The 15534-nt window shown below is 66.9% G+C and carries 16 protein-coding genes and 1 tRNA gene; 6 read left to right on the top strand and 11 right to left on the bottom strand.

Going from position 1 to position 15534, the window contains the following annotated elements; translation table 11 throughout:
- Nucleotides 1–19 precede the first annotated feature (19 nt).
- The 7 genes from VRZ08_RS15790 to VRZ08_RS15760 all read right to left on the bottom strand — a co-directional run bounded on the left by VRZ08_RS15790 (nt 20) and on the right by VRZ08_RS15760 (nt 6406).
- Nucleotides 20–1186, bottom strand: coding sequence for an AAA family ATPase (locus VRZ08_RS15790; protein WP_414533146.1), 1167 nt, complete (start codon nt 1184–1186; stop codon nt 20–22).
- 583 nt (nt 1187–1769) lie between these two features.
- Nucleotides 1770–2237 (bottom strand): low molecular weight phosphatase family protein, encoded by a 468-nt coding sequence (locus tag VRZ08_RS15785; protein ID WP_414533145.1) that lies wholly within the window; start codon nt 2235–2237, stop codon nt 1770–1772.
- A 58-nt stretch (nt 2238–2295) separates the two neighbouring features.
- On the bottom strand, nt 2296–2787 hold the full coding sequence (locus tag VRZ08_RS15780) for a UPF0262 family protein (protein WP_107357030.1): 492 nt from the start codon (nt 2785–2787) through the stop codon (nt 2296–2298).
- Nucleotides 2784–4079: a histidinol dehydrogenase gene (gene hisD, locus VRZ08_RS15775; protein ID WP_107357031.1), complete on the bottom strand. Its 1296-nt coding sequence runs from the start codon at nt 4077–4079 to the stop codon at nt 2784–2786. The genes VRZ08_RS15780 and hisD overlap by 4 nt, the downstream gene beginning before the upstream one ends.
- Nucleotides 4080–4202: 123 nt before the next feature.
- Nucleotides 4203–4658 carry a DUF2948 family protein gene (locus VRZ08_RS15770; protein WP_107357032.1) on the bottom strand — a complete coding sequence of 152 codons (456 nt, stop codon included), beginning with the start codon at nt 4656–4658 and terminating at the stop codon, nt 4203–4205.
- A 19-nt stretch (nt 4659–4677) separates the two neighbouring features.
- A complete protein-coding gene (gene murA / locus VRZ08_RS15765) occupies nt 4678–5967 on the bottom strand; it encodes a UDP-N-acetylglucosamine 1-carboxyvinyltransferase (protein WP_414533144.1) in 1290 nt (429 codons plus the stop codon).
- A 148-nt stretch (nt 5968–6115) separates the two neighbouring features.
- Nucleotides 6116–6406 (bottom strand): DUF3551 domain-containing protein, encoded by a 291-nt coding sequence (locus VRZ08_RS15760; RefSeq protein ID WP_414533143.1) that lies wholly within the window; start codon nt 6404–6406, stop codon nt 6116–6118.
- Between the two features lie 239 nt (nt 6407–6645).
- Here VRZ08_RS15760 and VRZ08_RS15755 point away from each other — a divergent pair, with 239 nt between their 5' ends.
- Nucleotides 6646–6933 carry a hypothetical protein gene (locus VRZ08_RS15755; RefSeq protein WP_263989801.1) on the top strand — a complete coding sequence of 96 codons (288 nt, stop codon included), beginning with the start codon at nt 6646–6648 and terminating at the stop codon, nt 6931–6933.
- Nucleotides 6934–6996: 63 nt separating this feature from the next.
- On the opposite strand, the gene VRZ08_RS15750 is transcribed toward VRZ08_RS15755, so the two are convergent.
- Nucleotides 6997–8688, bottom strand: coding sequence for an FAD-dependent oxidoreductase (locus tag VRZ08_RS15750; RefSeq protein ID WP_414533142.1), 1692 nt, complete (start codon nt 8686–8688; stop codon nt 6997–6999).
- Between the two features lie 73 nt (nt 8689–8761).
- Here VRZ08_RS15750 and VRZ08_RS15745 point away from each other — a divergent pair, with 73 nt between their 5' ends.
- From VRZ08_RS15745 to VRZ08_RS15725, 5 genes are all read left to right on the top strand, one after another.
- Nucleotides 8762–8947, top strand: coding sequence for a hypothetical protein (locus tag VRZ08_RS15745; RefSeq protein WP_414533141.1), 186 nt, complete (start codon nt 8762–8764; stop codon nt 8945–8947).
- A 59-nt stretch (nt 8948–9006) separates the two neighbouring features.
- Entirely contained in the window at nt 9007–9453 is a 447-nt protein-coding gene (locus VRZ08_RS15740; protein ID WP_414533140.1) for a nuclear transport factor 2 family protein, read from the top strand.
- Between the two features lie 186 nt (nt 9454–9639).
- A tRNA-Thr gene (locus VRZ08_RS15735) sits at nt 9640–9714 on the top strand.
- A gap of 195 nt (nt 9715–9909) precedes the next feature.
- On the top strand, nt 9910–10299 hold the full coding sequence (locus VRZ08_RS15730) for a hypothetical protein (RefSeq protein WP_414533139.1): 390 nt from the start codon (nt 9910–9912) through the stop codon (nt 10297–10299).
- Between the two features lie 125 nt (nt 10300–10424).
- The gene (locus VRZ08_RS15725; protein ID WP_414533138.1) at nt 10425–11714 is read left to right on the top strand and encodes a DUF2130 domain-containing protein; all 1290 of its coding nucleotides are present in this window, start codon (nt 10425–10427) and stop codon (nt 11712–11714) included.
- Nucleotides 11715–11750: 36 nt separating this feature from the next.
- Here VRZ08_RS15725 and VRZ08_RS15720 read toward each other — a convergent pair whose 3' ends face one another.
- Genes VRZ08_RS15720 through VRZ08_RS15710 form a run of 3 tightly spaced genes read right to left on the bottom strand, consistent with a single transcriptional unit; the run spans nt 11751 to nt 15533 of the window.
- Nucleotides 11751–12995: an acetyl-CoA hydrolase/transferase family protein gene (locus VRZ08_RS15720; RefSeq protein ID WP_414533137.1), complete on the bottom strand. Its 1245-nt coding sequence runs from the start codon at nt 12993–12995 to the stop codon at nt 11751–11753.
- A gap of 25 nt (nt 12996–13020) precedes the next feature.
- Nucleotides 13021–14187, bottom strand: coding sequence for an acyl-CoA dehydrogenase family protein (locus tag VRZ08_RS15715; RefSeq protein ID WP_414533136.1), 1167 nt, complete (start codon nt 14185–14187; stop codon nt 13021–13023).
- 56 nt (nt 14188–14243) lie between these two features.
- On the bottom strand, nt 14244–15533 hold the full coding sequence (locus tag VRZ08_RS15710) for a TRAP transporter large permease (RefSeq protein ID WP_414533135.1): 1290 nt from the start codon (nt 15531–15533) through the stop codon (nt 14244–14246).
- Nucleotide 15534 lies beyond the last annotated feature (1 nt).

Genomic DNA, 15534 nt, shown 5'->3' with positions numbered 1-15534 from the left:
CGGGCACAGAGCAGGACGGTCAACGCGCCGGCCAGTTCCAGGATGGACGCTCGCCATCGCGGACCAGCGTCTCGCTCAGCTCTTTCTCGAGCACGATCTCGCGGCTGTCGGCCTCGCGGCGCAGCGCCGAGACCAACCCGTCGGCGTGCGACACCACGACGATCTGCGAGCGTGTCGCGGCTGCGGCGATCAGCCGGGCGAGTGGCGACAAGAGATCCGGATGCAGGCTGGCCTCCGGCTCGTTGAGGATCATCAGTTCGGGCGGCCGCGGCGACAGCAGCGCGGCGACCAGCAGCAAATAGCGCAACGTGCCGTCCGACAATTCCGCGGCTTTCAGCGGACGCAGCAGGCCGTGCTGCTGCATCGCCAGTTCGAAATAACCGTCGGCCTCGAACACCTCCAGCCGCGCACGCGGAAAGGCATCGTCGATAGTGGCCGCGAGCGCCTCGTGATCGCCGATCTCCAGGATGGTCTGGATCGCTGCCGCCAGATCGGCACCGTCGCCGCCGAGCACCGGCGTGCGGGTGCCGATCTGCGGCCGCCGCGCCGGCGCATCGCGATCGGTACGCAGCTGATCATAGAACCGCCAGTCCCGCATCCGGTCGCGCAGCAGCAACAGTTCGAGCGCCTCGCGCGGATCGGCGCCGTGAGTCATCATGCTGTCGGCGGGGCTCAGCGACCGATACACCTCGCGCCACTGGCCGCCATCGTCACGCACCCGCACGAACGGACCGCGGCGTTCGGCAAACGCGTTGGCGCGGCCGAGCAGTTCGCCGGTCCACACGCTCTCGACCTTGATCTCCGGATCACGCGTGAACCTCGACGCGTGCGGCCCATCCGGCGGCGGCGGCAGCCCGAGATCGATCGCGTAGCCGTAATCCGGGCCAGCGAACCCGAGCTTGATCGCGATGCGGTTGCTGCGCGTCGTGCCCTGCACCGGATGAACGCCGCGTTTCATCGTGCGCGACAGCGTCTCGGGCCCGGCCCACAGCGTCGACGGCAAGCCGCCCTCGGCGGCCAGCGATTGAATCACCCGCCCCTGCGCGATCTCGGCGAGCAGCCGCAACGCGCGATACAGGCTCGACTTGCCGGTGCCGTTGGCCCCGGTGACGACATTCAGCGGCCCGAGCGACAACCGAACATCGCGCAGCGATCGGTAACCCGAGACAGCGAGGCGCGTGATCATTGCGATTTCCGATCGTGTACTAACGCTTGATGGATAGCAGATACCGGGCGAGCGGCCAAAGCATGGAGCCGCAGTCTGCGAAGGGAGCGCGCTTCTCTTTGCATGCTTGCGCCCCTTCCCCGCGGAACGTCACGCCGGGGCGCTCGCGCAGCGAGCAAACCCGGAAGCTCGATGTACAGGAGGCCGTGCTCCACAAGCTCGGGATTCCGGGGTCGCGCCTGGCGGCGCGCCCCGGAATGACGAATGTGGAGGCCAGTACTCAGTGCGTCGTGCGAATGGCGTGCAAAGCAAGTCACGTTTTGCCGAAACGGATGACCAGCTCTCAACTACTCGTTCCCGCCGCCGTAGCGAGCGAAGCATCATTGCATGCGATGGATACACATGACCGGGATGACTGAGCCCGCACCATCGGCGGCGAGCTCCCTCGCCCCGCTGTTGCGGGGAGAGGGTTGGGGTGAGGGGCAAACGCAAGCACTGAGTCTCGGCCTCGCCGAAACGCCCCCTCACCCGGATCATCGCTGCGCGACGATCCGACCTCTCCCCGCGCGCGGGGAGAGGTTGCGCTGTGCCTCGCAACGACCAACTACTCGTTCCCGCCGCTGTGGCGGCCGAAGCGTTTGTAGATGCGTTGCATCAGGGAGTCGGCGACTTCGCGGTAGGCGGCGAGCTTCTGTTCGCGGTTGCCTTCGGTGCCGGTGGGATCGTAGGTCGGCCAGTATTCGACATCGACCGCGTGGGCGCGGGTCAGCTCCAGCGCCTTGTGGTGCGCTTCCGGCGACAGCGTGACGATCAGGTCGAAGTTCAGGCCCTCGTAATCGTCGAGCTCTTCGAACGTGGTCGGCTTGTGCTTGGAGATGTCGAGACCGCGCTCGGCCATCACCGCCACGGCAAACGGATCGAGTTCGTGGGTCTTCACGCCGGCGGAGCGCACATACATCGTGTGCGGCGCGATGCCGCGCAGCATCGCCTCCGCCATCGGCGAGCGCACGCTGTTCATGCCGCAGGCGAACAGCACCGCGTGCGGCAGGCCGGTCCGCGACGGCGGCGTCATCACCATCGTCCGCCGCCGCTCGGCCCACGCCAGGTTGCCCCGCGCGCGCCGTGCATCATCAGCCCTTCCAGTGCAGCACGGAGATCAGGGTGAACAGCCGCCGCGCGGTCTCGAAATCGATACGGACCTTGCCGGCCAGCCGCTCCTGCAGCGTGCGCGAGCCTTCGTCGTGGATGCCGCGGCGGCCCATGTCGATGGCTTCGATCTTGTCGGGCGTGGCGGTGCGGATCGCCTGATAATAGCTGTCGCAGATCATGAAGTAGTCCTTCACGATGCGGCGGAACGGCGTCAGCGACAGCAGATGGGTGATCACCGGCGCACCATCCTCGCGGCGGATGTCGAACATCAGCCGGTTGCCGGTGATGCCGATGTGCAGCGTGAACGGCCCCTCGCCCGCGCCCTCGGGCGCGAACAGGTTCTTTTCGACCAGATCGTAGATCGCGATGGCGCGCTCGTGCTCGATGTCCGGTCCCGAGCGCCCGATCGATTCCTCGTCGAGCGTCACCGCGACGATGCGATTGTTGGAATCGTCTGGTTCCGGAGTGCTCATCGTTGATTCAGACGCAGTCCCACCGATCGCGCATGCGCGTCCAATCCTTCGGCCTTGCCGAGCGCCATCGCGGCCGGGCCGAGCGCAGCGAGCTGTTCGGGGCCGCACTTCAGGATCGAGGTGCGCTTCATGAAGTCGAGCACGCCGAGGCCCGACGAGAACCGCGCCGAGCGCGCGGTCGGCAGCACGTGATTGGAGCCGCCGACATAATCGCCGATCGCTTCCGGCGTATGGCCGCCGAGGAAGATCGCGCCGGCATTGCGGACCTTGGCGGCGAACGCTTCCGGATCGGCGGTCATGATCTCGAGATGCTCGGCCGCGATCGCGTTGGCGAGCGGGATGGCGTCGTCGAGCTTGGCAACCTTGATGATGGCGCCGAACTCGTCCCACGAGGCCCGCGCGATCTTGACCCGCGACAGCGTGGTGAGCTGTGCCGCGACGGCGCGTTCGACGTCGGCGGCGAGCACCGCGCTATCAGTAATCAGAATCGATTGCGCATTGGCGTCGTGCTCGGCCTGGGCCAGCAGATCGGCTGCGATCCAATCCGGGTTGGCGGTCTTGTCGGCGACCACCACGACTTCCGACGGGCCGGCGATCATGTCGATGCCGACGCGGCCGAACACCAGGCGCTTGGCGGCGGCGACATAAGCGTTGCCGGGGCCAACGATCTTGGCGACCGGCTGAATCGTCGCGGTGCCATAGGCCAGCGCGGCCACCGCCTGGGCGCCGCCGATGCGATAGATCTCGGTCGCACCGCCGAGCTTGGCCGCAGCCAGCACCAGCGGATTGAGCGTGCCGCCGGGCGACGGCACCACCATCACCACACGCTCTACGCCTGCGACCTTCGCCGGAATCGCATTCATCAGCACCGACGACGGATACGCCGCGGTGCCGCCGGGCACGTACAGGCCGACCGCCTCGATCGGGCTCCAGCGCCAGCCGAGCTCGACGCCGAGCGGATCGGTGAAGCGGTCGTCCTTCGGCAGCTGCCGGCGATGAAAGAATTCGATGCGGTCGCGCGCCAGCTTCAGCGCGTCGACCGTCTCGGAATCGCACGCCTTCACGGCGGCTTCGACTTCATCCTCGCTGACCCGCATGCCGGCGGCATCCAGCGTCAGCCGGTCGAACTTCTCGGTCGCCTCGAGCAGGGCAGCGTCGCCGCGATGCGCCACGTCGTCGACGATGGCACGGGTGGCGGCCTCGATATCCGCAGCGACCTCCCGCTTCATCGCCAGGAAGGCTTTGAATTTGGAAGCGAAATCGGGACTGGCGTTATCGAGACGAAGGGGCATGTCGATTGATCCGGCAGGCGGCTGCGGCGGGCGGCCTCTGCTCAATGGCGCGGCGCCTTACCGCCGTCAACCCTCATAACCTGCGGGGTTTGTCGGACACCGCGGAGCGACCCTGCGGCGCACTCAGCCGAGTCCACCGAGGTTTTCCGGCGGAGCCTCGCCATCGCCGACGCCGAGCGCATCGGGACCGAGATCGGTCAGGGCGCATTCGAGGCATTCGACGTCGAGGCGCAGCATGCCGCCGCGGGAAAACATCATCACCACGCTGCCGCCGGGCGGCTCCGGCGCGGCGTAGAATTCGAGGCCGATCAATTCAAGCGCCTCGTCCTTGGCGTTGATGTCGATCGCGCGCGACTTGCAGGCCAGCACCCGATCGAACCGCAGCGCCGCGATCAGGCGGCCGGGGACCGGTTCGCCCGACAGCGTCTGCTCCCAGTCGAGCCGGTGCAGGCCGATCACCAGGCGCTTCTCGGCCTGGCGCCAGACGATGTCGCCGATCTCGACCCGGGCGTCCTGCACATGGGCGGAGATCACCGCAAGATCGTCAGGATCGAAGGCAAGCAGCTTGAGATCGCCCACGGCCGGCCCCTTCGCGGCGTCAGCCGCTGATGCGCTCGATGTTGGCGCCGCAGGCCGACAGCTTCTCTTCGAGCCGTTCGAAACCGCGGTCGAGATGATAGATGCGGTTGACCATGGTCTCGCCTTCGGCGGCGAGCGCCGCGATCACCAGCGATACCGAGGCGCGCAGATCGGTCGCCATCACCGGCGCGCCGCGCAGCCGCTCGACACCGTCGATGGTCGCGGTCTCGCCGTCGAGCGAGATCTTGGCGCCGAACCGCGCCAGCTCCTGGACGTGCATGAAGCGGTTTTCGAAGATCGTCTCGGTGATGTGCGAAGCACCCTTGGCGCGGGTCATCAGCGCCATCAGCTGCGCCTGCAGATCGGTCGGGAAGCCCGGGAACGGTGCGGTGGTGACGGTGACCGGGCTGATGCCGGCGCCGTTGCGCGAAACCTTGATGCCGTCGTTGTTGACCGTGATGGTGGCGCCGGCCTGGCTCAGCACGTCGAGCGCCGCCTGCAGCAGCTCGGGACGGGCGCCAGAAAGCTGGACCTCGCCGCCGGCCATTGCCACCGCCATCGCATAGGTGCCGGTCTCGATCCGGTCCGGCAGCACGGTGTGGCGTGCGCCGTGCAGCTTGGCGACGCCCTCGATGGTGATGCGCGGCGTGCCGGCGCCGGTGATCTTGGCGCCCATCTTGTTGAGGCAGTCGGCAACGTCGACGATCTCCGGCTCGCAGGCGGCGTTGTCGATGATGGTGGTGCCCTTGGCGAGCGCCGCCGCCATCACCGCCACATGGGTGCCGCTGACCGTGACCTTGGGGAACGTGATGGTCGCGCCTTTGAGGCCGCCCGGCGCCTTGGCGATGACGTAGCCGCCGTCGATCGTGATCTCGGCGCCGAGCTGTTCCAGCGCCATGATCAACAGGTCGACCGGTCGGGTGCCGATCGCGCAGCCGCCCGGCAGCGACACCTTGGCTTCATGCATCCGCGCCACCAGCGGCGCGATCACCCAGAAGCTGGCGCGCATCTTCGACACCAGATCATAGGGCGCGGTAGTGTCGACGATGGTCTTGGCGGAGATGTGCAGGGTCTGGCCCTGATATTCATGGTCGCCCGGGCGCTTGCCCGCCGCCATAATATCGACGCCGTGGTTGCCGAGAATCCGTTGCAGCAGCGCGACGTCGGCGAGGCGCGGCACATTGTCGAGAATCAGGGTCTCGTCGGTGAGCAGGGCCGCGATCATCAAGGGCAGCGCTGCGTTCTTGGCCCCCGAAATCGGGATAGTGCCCCGCAGCTCGTTGCCGCCGATGATCTTGATCCGATCCATGCCGATTCCCGCTGATTTGCTGTGGAATTATACGGCAGGAGCGCCGCCCGTGGCAAAAGCGTGGAATTTGAGGCGATTTCAAGGGCGGGGCGGTCGCGGCAGGCTCAGGCTGGCCTGCCGTCGTTGTCCAGAGCGGGCGAAATCCGCCTTACCAGCGCTGGCCGTAGGTCCGGTAGTCGCGGTGGCGCGGCTCGCGGAACGCCGCCCGCGGGTTGACGATGCAATCGGCCAGCCGGCCCGAGGCGGCGGCCCGGCACTGCCCATAGGAAGCGTAATTGCAGTCGCCCGGATAGCCGTAGCCGGGCGATGTCAGGCAGTAAGGATAGTCGCGCGCTTCAGCCGGGGTCGCCACCGAGAATAGACCGGCACCGGCCAGGACGGCGGCGAACGCGAGGGCGGCTGTGCGCGGCGTCGCGCCACTCTTCAAATTCGATAGCATTCCTTGATCCTCCGTGATCTGCCGCACCAACCGAGCTTCGGCTTTGTCGTTCCTGTTCGGCGAATGGTTCGCAGCACCGTGATAGCAGCGCAAGCTTCGGCTGCTGCCCCGCATCACGTTTTGATACCACGAGTTTTGCCGATGTGACCGCCTACGGTCATGCGCGCCGGAACGACGGCGCCAGGCCGCGGTTGGTGAGCCAGTCGGTGCAATCGCACCATTCACCCGATGGAGGTTCTATGACATCCCGACTGACTCGATTGACTGGTGTTGCTGCCGCCGCGCTGCTGGCCACCACGATGGCCGCGGCTGCGCAGAGCCAGACCGATTCCCGCGGCAACGCGATGGGCTCGCAGAACGTCGGCAACGGCGCCCCGCACACCGGCACCATGGCCCCCAGCACCACCACCGGCATGGGCGGCAAGGGCATCAACGGCGCCAATCATCCCACCCCGTCCTCGACCCAGGGCGACACCGGCCCTCGCGGCAACAACAACGGCACGATCAGCGGCAACGCCGGCCGCTAACCGTTCAGGCGGATCGGATTTCTTCAGAGCCCTGGCTTCGGCCGGGGCTCTTTTCGTTGGGGATCAACCGGCCAGATAGCTGTGCAGGGCGGCGACCACCTGGGCGCCCTCGCCGATCGCGCCGCCCACCCGCTTGACTGAGCCAGACCGGACGTCTCCGACCGCGAACACGCCGGGGACCGAAGTCTCCAGCGCCTGCGCCGGCCGCTGGCCTTCATCCGCCGAGGGCCCGCCGGTGACGACGAAGCCGGCGCGATCCAGCGTGACGCCGCAGCCGTCCAGCCAACCGGTCGCCGGATCGGCGCCGACGAACAGGAACAGATTGCTCACCGCCATGGTGCGGTCGTCGCCGGAGAGGCGGCTTCGCAGTGTCGCCTGCCTCAGGCCGGTCTCGGGCGAACCATCGAGCGCCACCACCTCGGTGTTGAAGACCAGCTCGATGTTCGGCGTCGATTCGATCCGCTCGATCAGATAGCGCGACATGCTGGCGGCAAGCCCGCCGCCGCGAACCACCATGTGCACACGCGCGGCGTGGCCCGACAGAAAGACCGCCGCCTGCCCGGCCGAATTGCCGCCGCCGACCAGGATCACGTCCTGCTGCTTGCACAGCCGCGCCTCGATCGGCGAAGCCCAGTAGTACACGCCGCGGCCTTCGAATTCGGGCAGCCGTTCGATCTGCGGCCGGCGATAGCGCGCGCCGCTGGCGACCACGATGGCGCGGGCGCGCAACTCGCCGCCGTCGTCGAGCGCCAGCTTGAAGGTGCCGTCGTTGCAGCCGCAGACCAGCGACTTCACCTCGGTCGGGATCATGATATCGGCGCCGAATTTCTGCGCCTGATTGTAGGCGCGCGCGGTCAGCGCCATGCCGGAGATGCCGGTCGGGAAGCCCAGGTAGTTCTCGATCCGCGCGCTGGCTCCGGCCTGACCGCCGAACGCACGCTGATCGCACACCGCCACCGCCAGCCCTTCGGAAGCGGCGTACACCGCGGTCGACAGCCCCGCCGGTCCGGAACCGACGATCGCAACGTCGTACAGCTTGGAGCGATCGATGTGGCCGTTCATCCCCATCGCCCGCGCCAGCTCGGATTCGCTGGGGTTGCGCAGCACGGTGCCGTCCGGCGTCACCACCAGCGGAAGATCGCGCGGCGCTGGCGAATAGCGCGCCACCAGCTCGGCGGCGTCGTGATCGTTCGCAGGATCGAGCAGATGATGCGGCCAGCCATTGCGGGTGAGGAAGCCCATCAGCCGCACCGCGTCCGACGCATTGGCGGAGCCGATCAGCACCGGACCGCCGACGCCGCCTTGGATCAGATTAACCCGGCGCAGGATCAGCGCCCGCATGATCCGCTCGCCGAGATCGGCCTCGGCGACAAGAAGACCGCGCAGCCGGTCCGGCGGAATCAGCAGGCATTCGACCTCGCCCTCGGCGATGCCGTCGATCAGCGCGACGCGGCCGGACAACTGGCCGATTTCGGCCAGGAACTGCCCGGGCCCCTGCTCGGCCACCGGGGTGATGTGGCCGAGGCCGTCGCGCTGGCTGACCGCGACATGGCCGGACAGCACCACGAACATCCCCGGCCCGGGCTGGCCGGTCTCGAACAGCCGCGCGCCGTCGGCATAGCGCCGTACCTCGCCGAACCGCCGGATGCGATCGATCTCGGCCGGCGTCAGCTCCGGAAAGGTCTGATCATGGCGATCGACCGGCCTGACCTGAGAGGCATCCGGCCGGTCGTTCTCAGAACTCGAATCCGCCATGCCTGTGCCTCTTCGCTTGGTCGCGCCGGTTTTGTCAGTCGCCGCCAGCATCACCGCGCTGGCTGGCGGTATCATGACCGCCGGTATCCGGCGTGTCTTGCACGATCGCGACAGGGCGTGCGGGCTCCGGCTCGGCGCGGCCGCGGGCCTGCGCTTTGCGGCGTTTCAGATTGGCGCGCAGCGCCTCGGCCAGCCGCTGCTCGCGACCAGCGCCTCGCGGGGGCGAATTCTGCATATCGGCCATGGTGAATACTGCTGAACCCTCGGTTCCATTGTTCGACATAATGGCTTCGGCATGTTGCCGCGAGTGAGACAACGATGACAATCGAGGTTTCGGGGATCGCCCCGGCTGCGCAGCGGACGCTGGCGGTCTGGCACGACGTGTTCGTCAGCCGGGACTGCGACCGGATGCGGCCGCTGCTCACCGAAACGGTCGTGCTGCATTCCCCGGTGGTGCGCTCGCCGATCGCTGGCCGCGCCGCCTGCCTGCTGGTTTTGTGCACGGTCTCCAGCATTTTTCAAGGATTTCGCTACCATCGCACCTACGTCGGCGGTTCACAGGAGGTCGCACTGGAATTCAGCGCCGCGATCGACAGCTGGGATCTCAAGGGCATCGACCTGATGCACTTCAACGACGATGGCGAAATCGCCGAATTCGAGGTCCTGATCCGCCCGTTGCGGGCGTTATCCGCCCTCGGCGAGGAAATCGGCCGCCGCATCGGGCCTCAGCTCGTGCAGATCAAGCGTGGCGATCCGGTCCGCTGACCATGGTTGGCGAGGGCTAGAACCCGGCCAGCGGCGAGCGGCTCGGATGCTGCGACCAATTCGCGAACCTTCTGGCCGGTTTTTCCCCGGCATCCGGCGCGATCCGCTTGCGCCGGCGGATGCCCTGTGGCAAGGAACGGCCGCGCCGCGCGGGAGCCCCACTGGCTGATTCCCCGCCCGGTCGATGCTGCCGTAGCTCAGTGGTAGAGCACTCCCTTGGTAAGGGAGAGGTCGACAGTTCAATCCTGTCCGGCAGCACCAGCGATTTGTAAGTGGCCGTCTCAGGCTCGGTCCCTCCCCAAACATCTTGAACACTTGGCGCGCTCGGTTTCGCGGGCTTGCATCGGCGTTCGCGATGGCAGGACACTGCGAGGAGAGCATGCCGATGCGTATTCCGATTGAAATTCGCCCGTGAGTAGAATTTCATAAGGCTTTGCGGCTGGTGGATTTGCCGAGATGTTTCAGCTGTTTTCACGCGCCAAAACCGCCAACCAGTTTCGGGCCCGCAATGCGGCGCGGGACGCGGAGACCGATGCGGCGCGGGTGGGCTCGATTGTCGGCGCGATTGAAGCGGCGCTGCAGGCAGCACAGGCCGAACATGCCGGACTGAGCGAGCGGCTCCACGACGTGCTGGCGCGGGCGGCGATCACCGTCGGCACCGAGACCGACGAATATATCGACCGCGCCCCCGAGGACACCGCACTGCAGAACCAATTCAGCACCGAAATCGCCAACGGCGAACGTCGGTTGCGCGAACTGGAGACCAGCATGGGCCACTACCAATTCCTCAAGACGGTGCTGGCGACGCGTTTTCCCGAACACGCGGCCGCCGACGGCGCGAAGTAGCCGAGAGGTCGCCAGACCGAGCCGACGGCTCACCGGTGAGTTCCGCGCTCTTTCTCCGTGAACATTCCATGAACCTCGGCTAGACTCCGCCGCATCGCTCCCGAGCCACGAGATTCGCAAATCCCATGACCGATCTGACCATCACCTGCCCGAACTGCGCCTCATCGGTGCCGCTGACCGAGTCGCTGGCGGCGCCGCTGCTTAAGGATACGCAGGCCAAATACGAGCGGCTGATCAAGCAGAAGGATCAGGACATCGCCGGGCGCGAGCAGGCGCTGCGCGCGCAGCAGGCGGAGGTCGAGAAGGCCAAGGCGGCGGTGGCGCAGCAGGTTGCCGACCAGGTGACGGCGGCGCGTGCGCGGATCGCCGCGGAGGAAGCCGCCAAGGCGAAGCGCCTCGCGGAAAACGATCTGGCCGACAAGGCGCGGCAGCTTGCCGAGCTGCAGGACGTGCTGAAGAGCCGCGACGCCAAGCTGGCCGAGGCACAGCAGGCGCAGGCGGAGTTTGTGAAGAAGCAGCGGCTGCTCGAGGACGAAAAGCGCGAGCTTCATCTGACGATCGAGAAGCAGGTCCAGGCTGGCCTCGACGAAGCGCGACAGAAGGCTCAGCAGGCCGCCGAGGATAATCTGCGGCTCAAGGTCACCGAGAAGGAAGAGCAGATCGCCGCGATGCAGCGGCAGATCGAGGATCTGAAGCGCAAGGCCGAACAGGGCTCGCAGCAATTGCAGGGCGAGGTCCTGGAGCTCGAACTCGAAGCCTCGCTGCGCGCCAAGTTTCCGCACGACCAGATCGAGCCGGTGCCGAAAGGCGAATTCGGCGGCGACGTGCTGCAGCGGGTAGTGAGCGCCGCGGCGCAGCCGTGCGGCAGCATCCTGTGGGAGTTCAAGCGCACCAAGAACTGGTCGGACGGCTGGCTGACCAAGCTGCGTGACGACCAGCGCAAGGCCAAGGCCGAGCTGGCGCTGATCGTCTCCAACGCATTGCCGAAGGGCGTGCACACCTTCGATCATATCGACGGCGTCTGGGTCACCGAAGCGCGCTGCGCGATTCCGGTGGCGATCGCGCTGCGGCAGTCGCTGATCGAGCTCGCCGCCGCGCGGCAGGCCGGCGTCGGCCAGCAGACCAAGATGGAGCTGACCTATCAGTACCTCACCGGCCCGGCATTCCGGCAGCGGATCGAGGCGATCGTCGAGAAGTTCACCGAGATGCAGAGCGATCTCGACAAGGAACGTCGCTCTATGATGCGGATGTGGGCGAAGCGCGAGGCGCAGATCCGCGGCGTGCTCGAAGCCACCGCCGGGATGTATGGCGACCTGCAGGGCATCGCCGGCAAGGCGCTGGCCGAGATCGACGGCATGGCGCTGCCGATGCTGGAAGACTTCAGCGACGACGACGGCGAGAGCGAAGCGGCGTAAGTCCGGTTCTATCCGCCCGCGCAAAGCCGCGTGGACTCAAGCGATCGTCCGGGCCTGTTCGGCGAGCCGGTCGCGGTGCTCCGGCGCCGCGATGGCGATCATCCGCCGCGCCCGCTCGGCGAGGCTGCAGCCACGCAGCTCGGCGACGCCCCATTCGGTGACGATCGCGTCGACATCGGCCCGCGGCGTCGTCACTGTCTCGACCCGCGCGACGATCCGGCTCGTCCCATCCGGCGCCGTCGCCGGCAGCGCGATCAGCGCCCGCCCACCCGGCGAGGCGTTGGCGCCGCGGACGAAATCGATCTGGCCGCCGATCGCGCCGATCGCGACGCCGTTCAAACTCTCGGCATTGACGCTGCCGTCGAGCCCAACCTGCAGCGCCGAGTTGATCGCAGTCAGCCGGTGGATCCGCCCCAGCACGCCGTGATCGTGGGTGTAGGCGGCCGGCTGCAGCCGCACCGACTTATTGCGATGCGCGAACCGATACAGCCGCTGCGTGCCGATCAGCTGATTGGTGACGGTGACGCCGGGGTCGATGCCCTTGCGCGCATTGGTGACGACGCCGCGCTCGATCAGTTCGACCACCGCGTCGTTGATCAGGCCGGAATGAATGCCGAGATCGCGGGCGTGCGCCAGTGACGACAGGATCGCGTCCGGGATCTTGCCGACGCCGAACTGCAGCGTCGCGCCGTCGGCAATCAGCCCGGCGGCGTTGGCGGCGATCCTCCGCGACACGTCGTCGAGCCCGCCGGACGGCAGCTCCACCGGCTGGCGACGTGCGGCAACACGGATGTGAATGGGCACCTCCCCCGGCCACTCCGCGCCATACGTGAACGGCGCATCCGGATTGACCTCGGCGATGACCACTCGGGCGCGGCGCGCGGCATCGATCACGTAGTCGCACGATAGGCTGGCGCTGAGGTGGCCGTCGGGCGCTTCTGCGAGCTGCACCAACACGACATCGGCGCGGTGGCGGCCGGTGGCGAAGTCGGCGCAGAACGCCGAGTAGTTGCTGGGAACGACATCGAGCCGGCCGGCGCGCGCCAGCTTTCGGGCGTTGCCGATGACGCCATAACTGACGAACGAGACGTTCAGCGGTGCGGCCGCGAACGTGTCCGAGAATACCGGCCCGACCATCAGCCGGAACGGCGGAAGATCGGCCGCCTGCGCCATCAGCGCCTCGGTCAGCGTCAGCGGCTCGGCGGTGGCCTGTCCGCACACCACGAGATCGCCGGCGCGGATCAGGCCGGCGAAGTCGATCGGCGCGCTCTCGTCGGACATCGGCGGCCTCGCGCCGGACCTGCGATCAGTACGACTTCGCCAAGCCGAGCACCTTCTCGGCGATGAAGCTGAGCGCGAGCTGCGGGCTGACCGGCGCAATCCGCGGGATCATCACTTCGCGCAAATAGCGCTCGACGTGGTACTCTTTGGCGTAGCCGAAGCCGCCATGGGTCATCACCGCCTGCTCGCAGGCCTGAAAGCCCGCTTCGCCGGCCAGATACTTCGCCGCATTGGCGGCAGCGCCGCACGGCATGCCCTGGTCGTATTGCCACGCCGCCGACATCACCATCAGCCAGGCGGCTTCGAGCTCGACCCAGTTCTTTGCCAGCGGATGCTGGATCCCCTGGTTCTGGCCGATCGGGCGGTTGAACACGATCCGGCTCTTGGCGTAGTCGGCGGCACGCGACAGCGCCAGCTTGCCGAGCCCAACCGCCTCGGCGGCGATCAGCACGCGCTCGGGGTTCATGCCCTCGAGGATGTACTGGAAGCCCTTGCCCTCCTCGCCGATCCGGTCCTCGACCGGGATCTCGAAGTCCTCGAAAAACAATTCGTTGGAGTCGACGATCTTGCGACCCATCTTCTCGATCTCATGCACCTTGATCTTGGTGCGATCGAAGTCGGCGTAGAACAGGCTGAGGCCGTGGGTCGGTGACTTCACCTCTTCGAGCGGCGTGGTGCGCGCCAGCAGCAGGATCTTGTTTGCGACTTGCGCGGTCGAGATCCACACCTTCTGGCCGTTGACGACATAACGGTCGCCCTTCCGCACCGCGCGGGTCTTGAGCTGGGTGGTGTTGAGGCCGGTGTTCGGCTCGGTCACGGCGAAACATGCCTTGTCGCGGCCCTCGACCATCGGCGGCAGCATGCGCTGGCGCTGCTCCTCGGTGCCGAACACCACGACGGGATTGAGGCCGAACACGTTGATATGCACCGCCGAGGCGCCCGACATGCCTGCGCCGGATTCCGAGATCGCGCGCATCATGATCGCCGCCTCGGTGATACCGAGGCCGGAGCCGCCATAGGCTTCCGGGACGCAGATGCCGAGCCAGCCGTCGTCGGCCAGCGCCTTGTGGAAGTCGTGCGGGAAGCCGCCCTCGCGATCCTTCTTCAGCCAATAGGCGTCATCGAAGCCCTCGCAGATCTTGGCGACGGCATCGCGGATGGCTTCCTGCTGATCGGTGAGTGCGAAGTCCATGACTGGCTCTTTGTGTTGTTGTTGCTTGAACGGACGAGCGGGCGTTGCATGAGGTTCTACGGCGCCATCTGCGACGGCAGCCACAGGATGATGCTCGGGAACGCCACCATGATGGCGATCGCGATCAGGTGGGCGATGAAGTGCGGGAAGGTGCCGTGGAACACTTCGGCGACCGGCCGCTTGGCGTAGCGCGCGACGATGAAGCAGTTCAACCCGACCGGCGGCGTGATCATGCCGACCTCGGCGGTGACGATCTTGATCACCCCGAACCAGATCGGATCGAAGCCGAGCGACTTGATCAGCGGCATCACAATCGGCACCGTGAGCACCAGGATGGCGATCTGATCCATGAACGAGCCGAGCACGATATAGCCGCACAGGATCAGCGTGATGATCACCCAGCGCGAGGTCTCCAGCGATCCGACCCAGGCGACAAGATCCTGGGTGACGTGGGTGAGCGTGAAGAAGTAACCGAAGATCGAGGCGCCGACCAGGATCGTCACGATCATGCAGGTGCCATAGCTCGCGCTGAGCAGCGCCTTGTACAGCGTCTTCGGCGTCACCTTGCGCTTGGAGATCGCCAGCACCAACGCACCGGCGGCACCGAGCGCCGAGGCCTCGGTCGGGGTGGCGACGCCGAGATAGATCGTGCCGGTGACCAGCGTGAACAGCGCCAGCATCGGGCCGATCTGCCACAGCAGCACGAAACGCTCGCGCCACGGTACCGACGCCACCCGAGGCGCGCGTGACGGATCGAGCCAGACCAGGACGTAGATCGTCGCCATGATGGTCGCGGTAACCAGCGCGGCGGGAATGATGCCGCCGATCAAAAGCTGGCCGATGTTGACCTCGGCGAGCAGGCCGAAGATCACGAGTGCCACGCTGGGCGGGATCAACATCGCCAGCGTGCCGGAGATCGCCACCACGCCGGCCGCCATCTTCGGCTCGTAACCCTGCTTGATCATCGCCGGCAGGCTGGTCGACGACAGCGTCGCCGCCGAAGCGGTGCTGGTGCCGCAGATCGCACCGAAGCCGGCGCCGGCGAGCGCGGTCGCCATGCCGAGGCCACCGGGGATGCGGCCGACCCAGGCCGAGGCGGTCTTGAATAGTGCGTCGGCAACGCCGGACAGCAGCACGAGTTCGGCCATCAAAAGGAACATCGGGATGGTGATCAGCTCATAGGACGACACCGTCGACAGCGGCGCGGTCTCCAGGATGCCGAACAGCGTGCCGGTGCCGCCGACCATCAACAGGCCGACCGAGCCGGAGAACGCCATCGCGAAGCCGACCGGCGTGCCGATCGCGAGCAGGACGAACAGCAGGCCGAGAACGATCAAGGTTGTCATG

It is taken from the genome of Rhodopseudomonas sp. G2_2311, assembly GCF_047501505.1.
Classification (GTDB): domain Bacteria; phylum Pseudomonadota; class Alphaproteobacteria; order Rhizobiales; family Xanthobacteraceae; genus Rhodopseudomonas; species Rhodopseudomonas palustris_H.
This window is presented reverse-complemented; position numbering and strand designations above follow the sequence as displayed.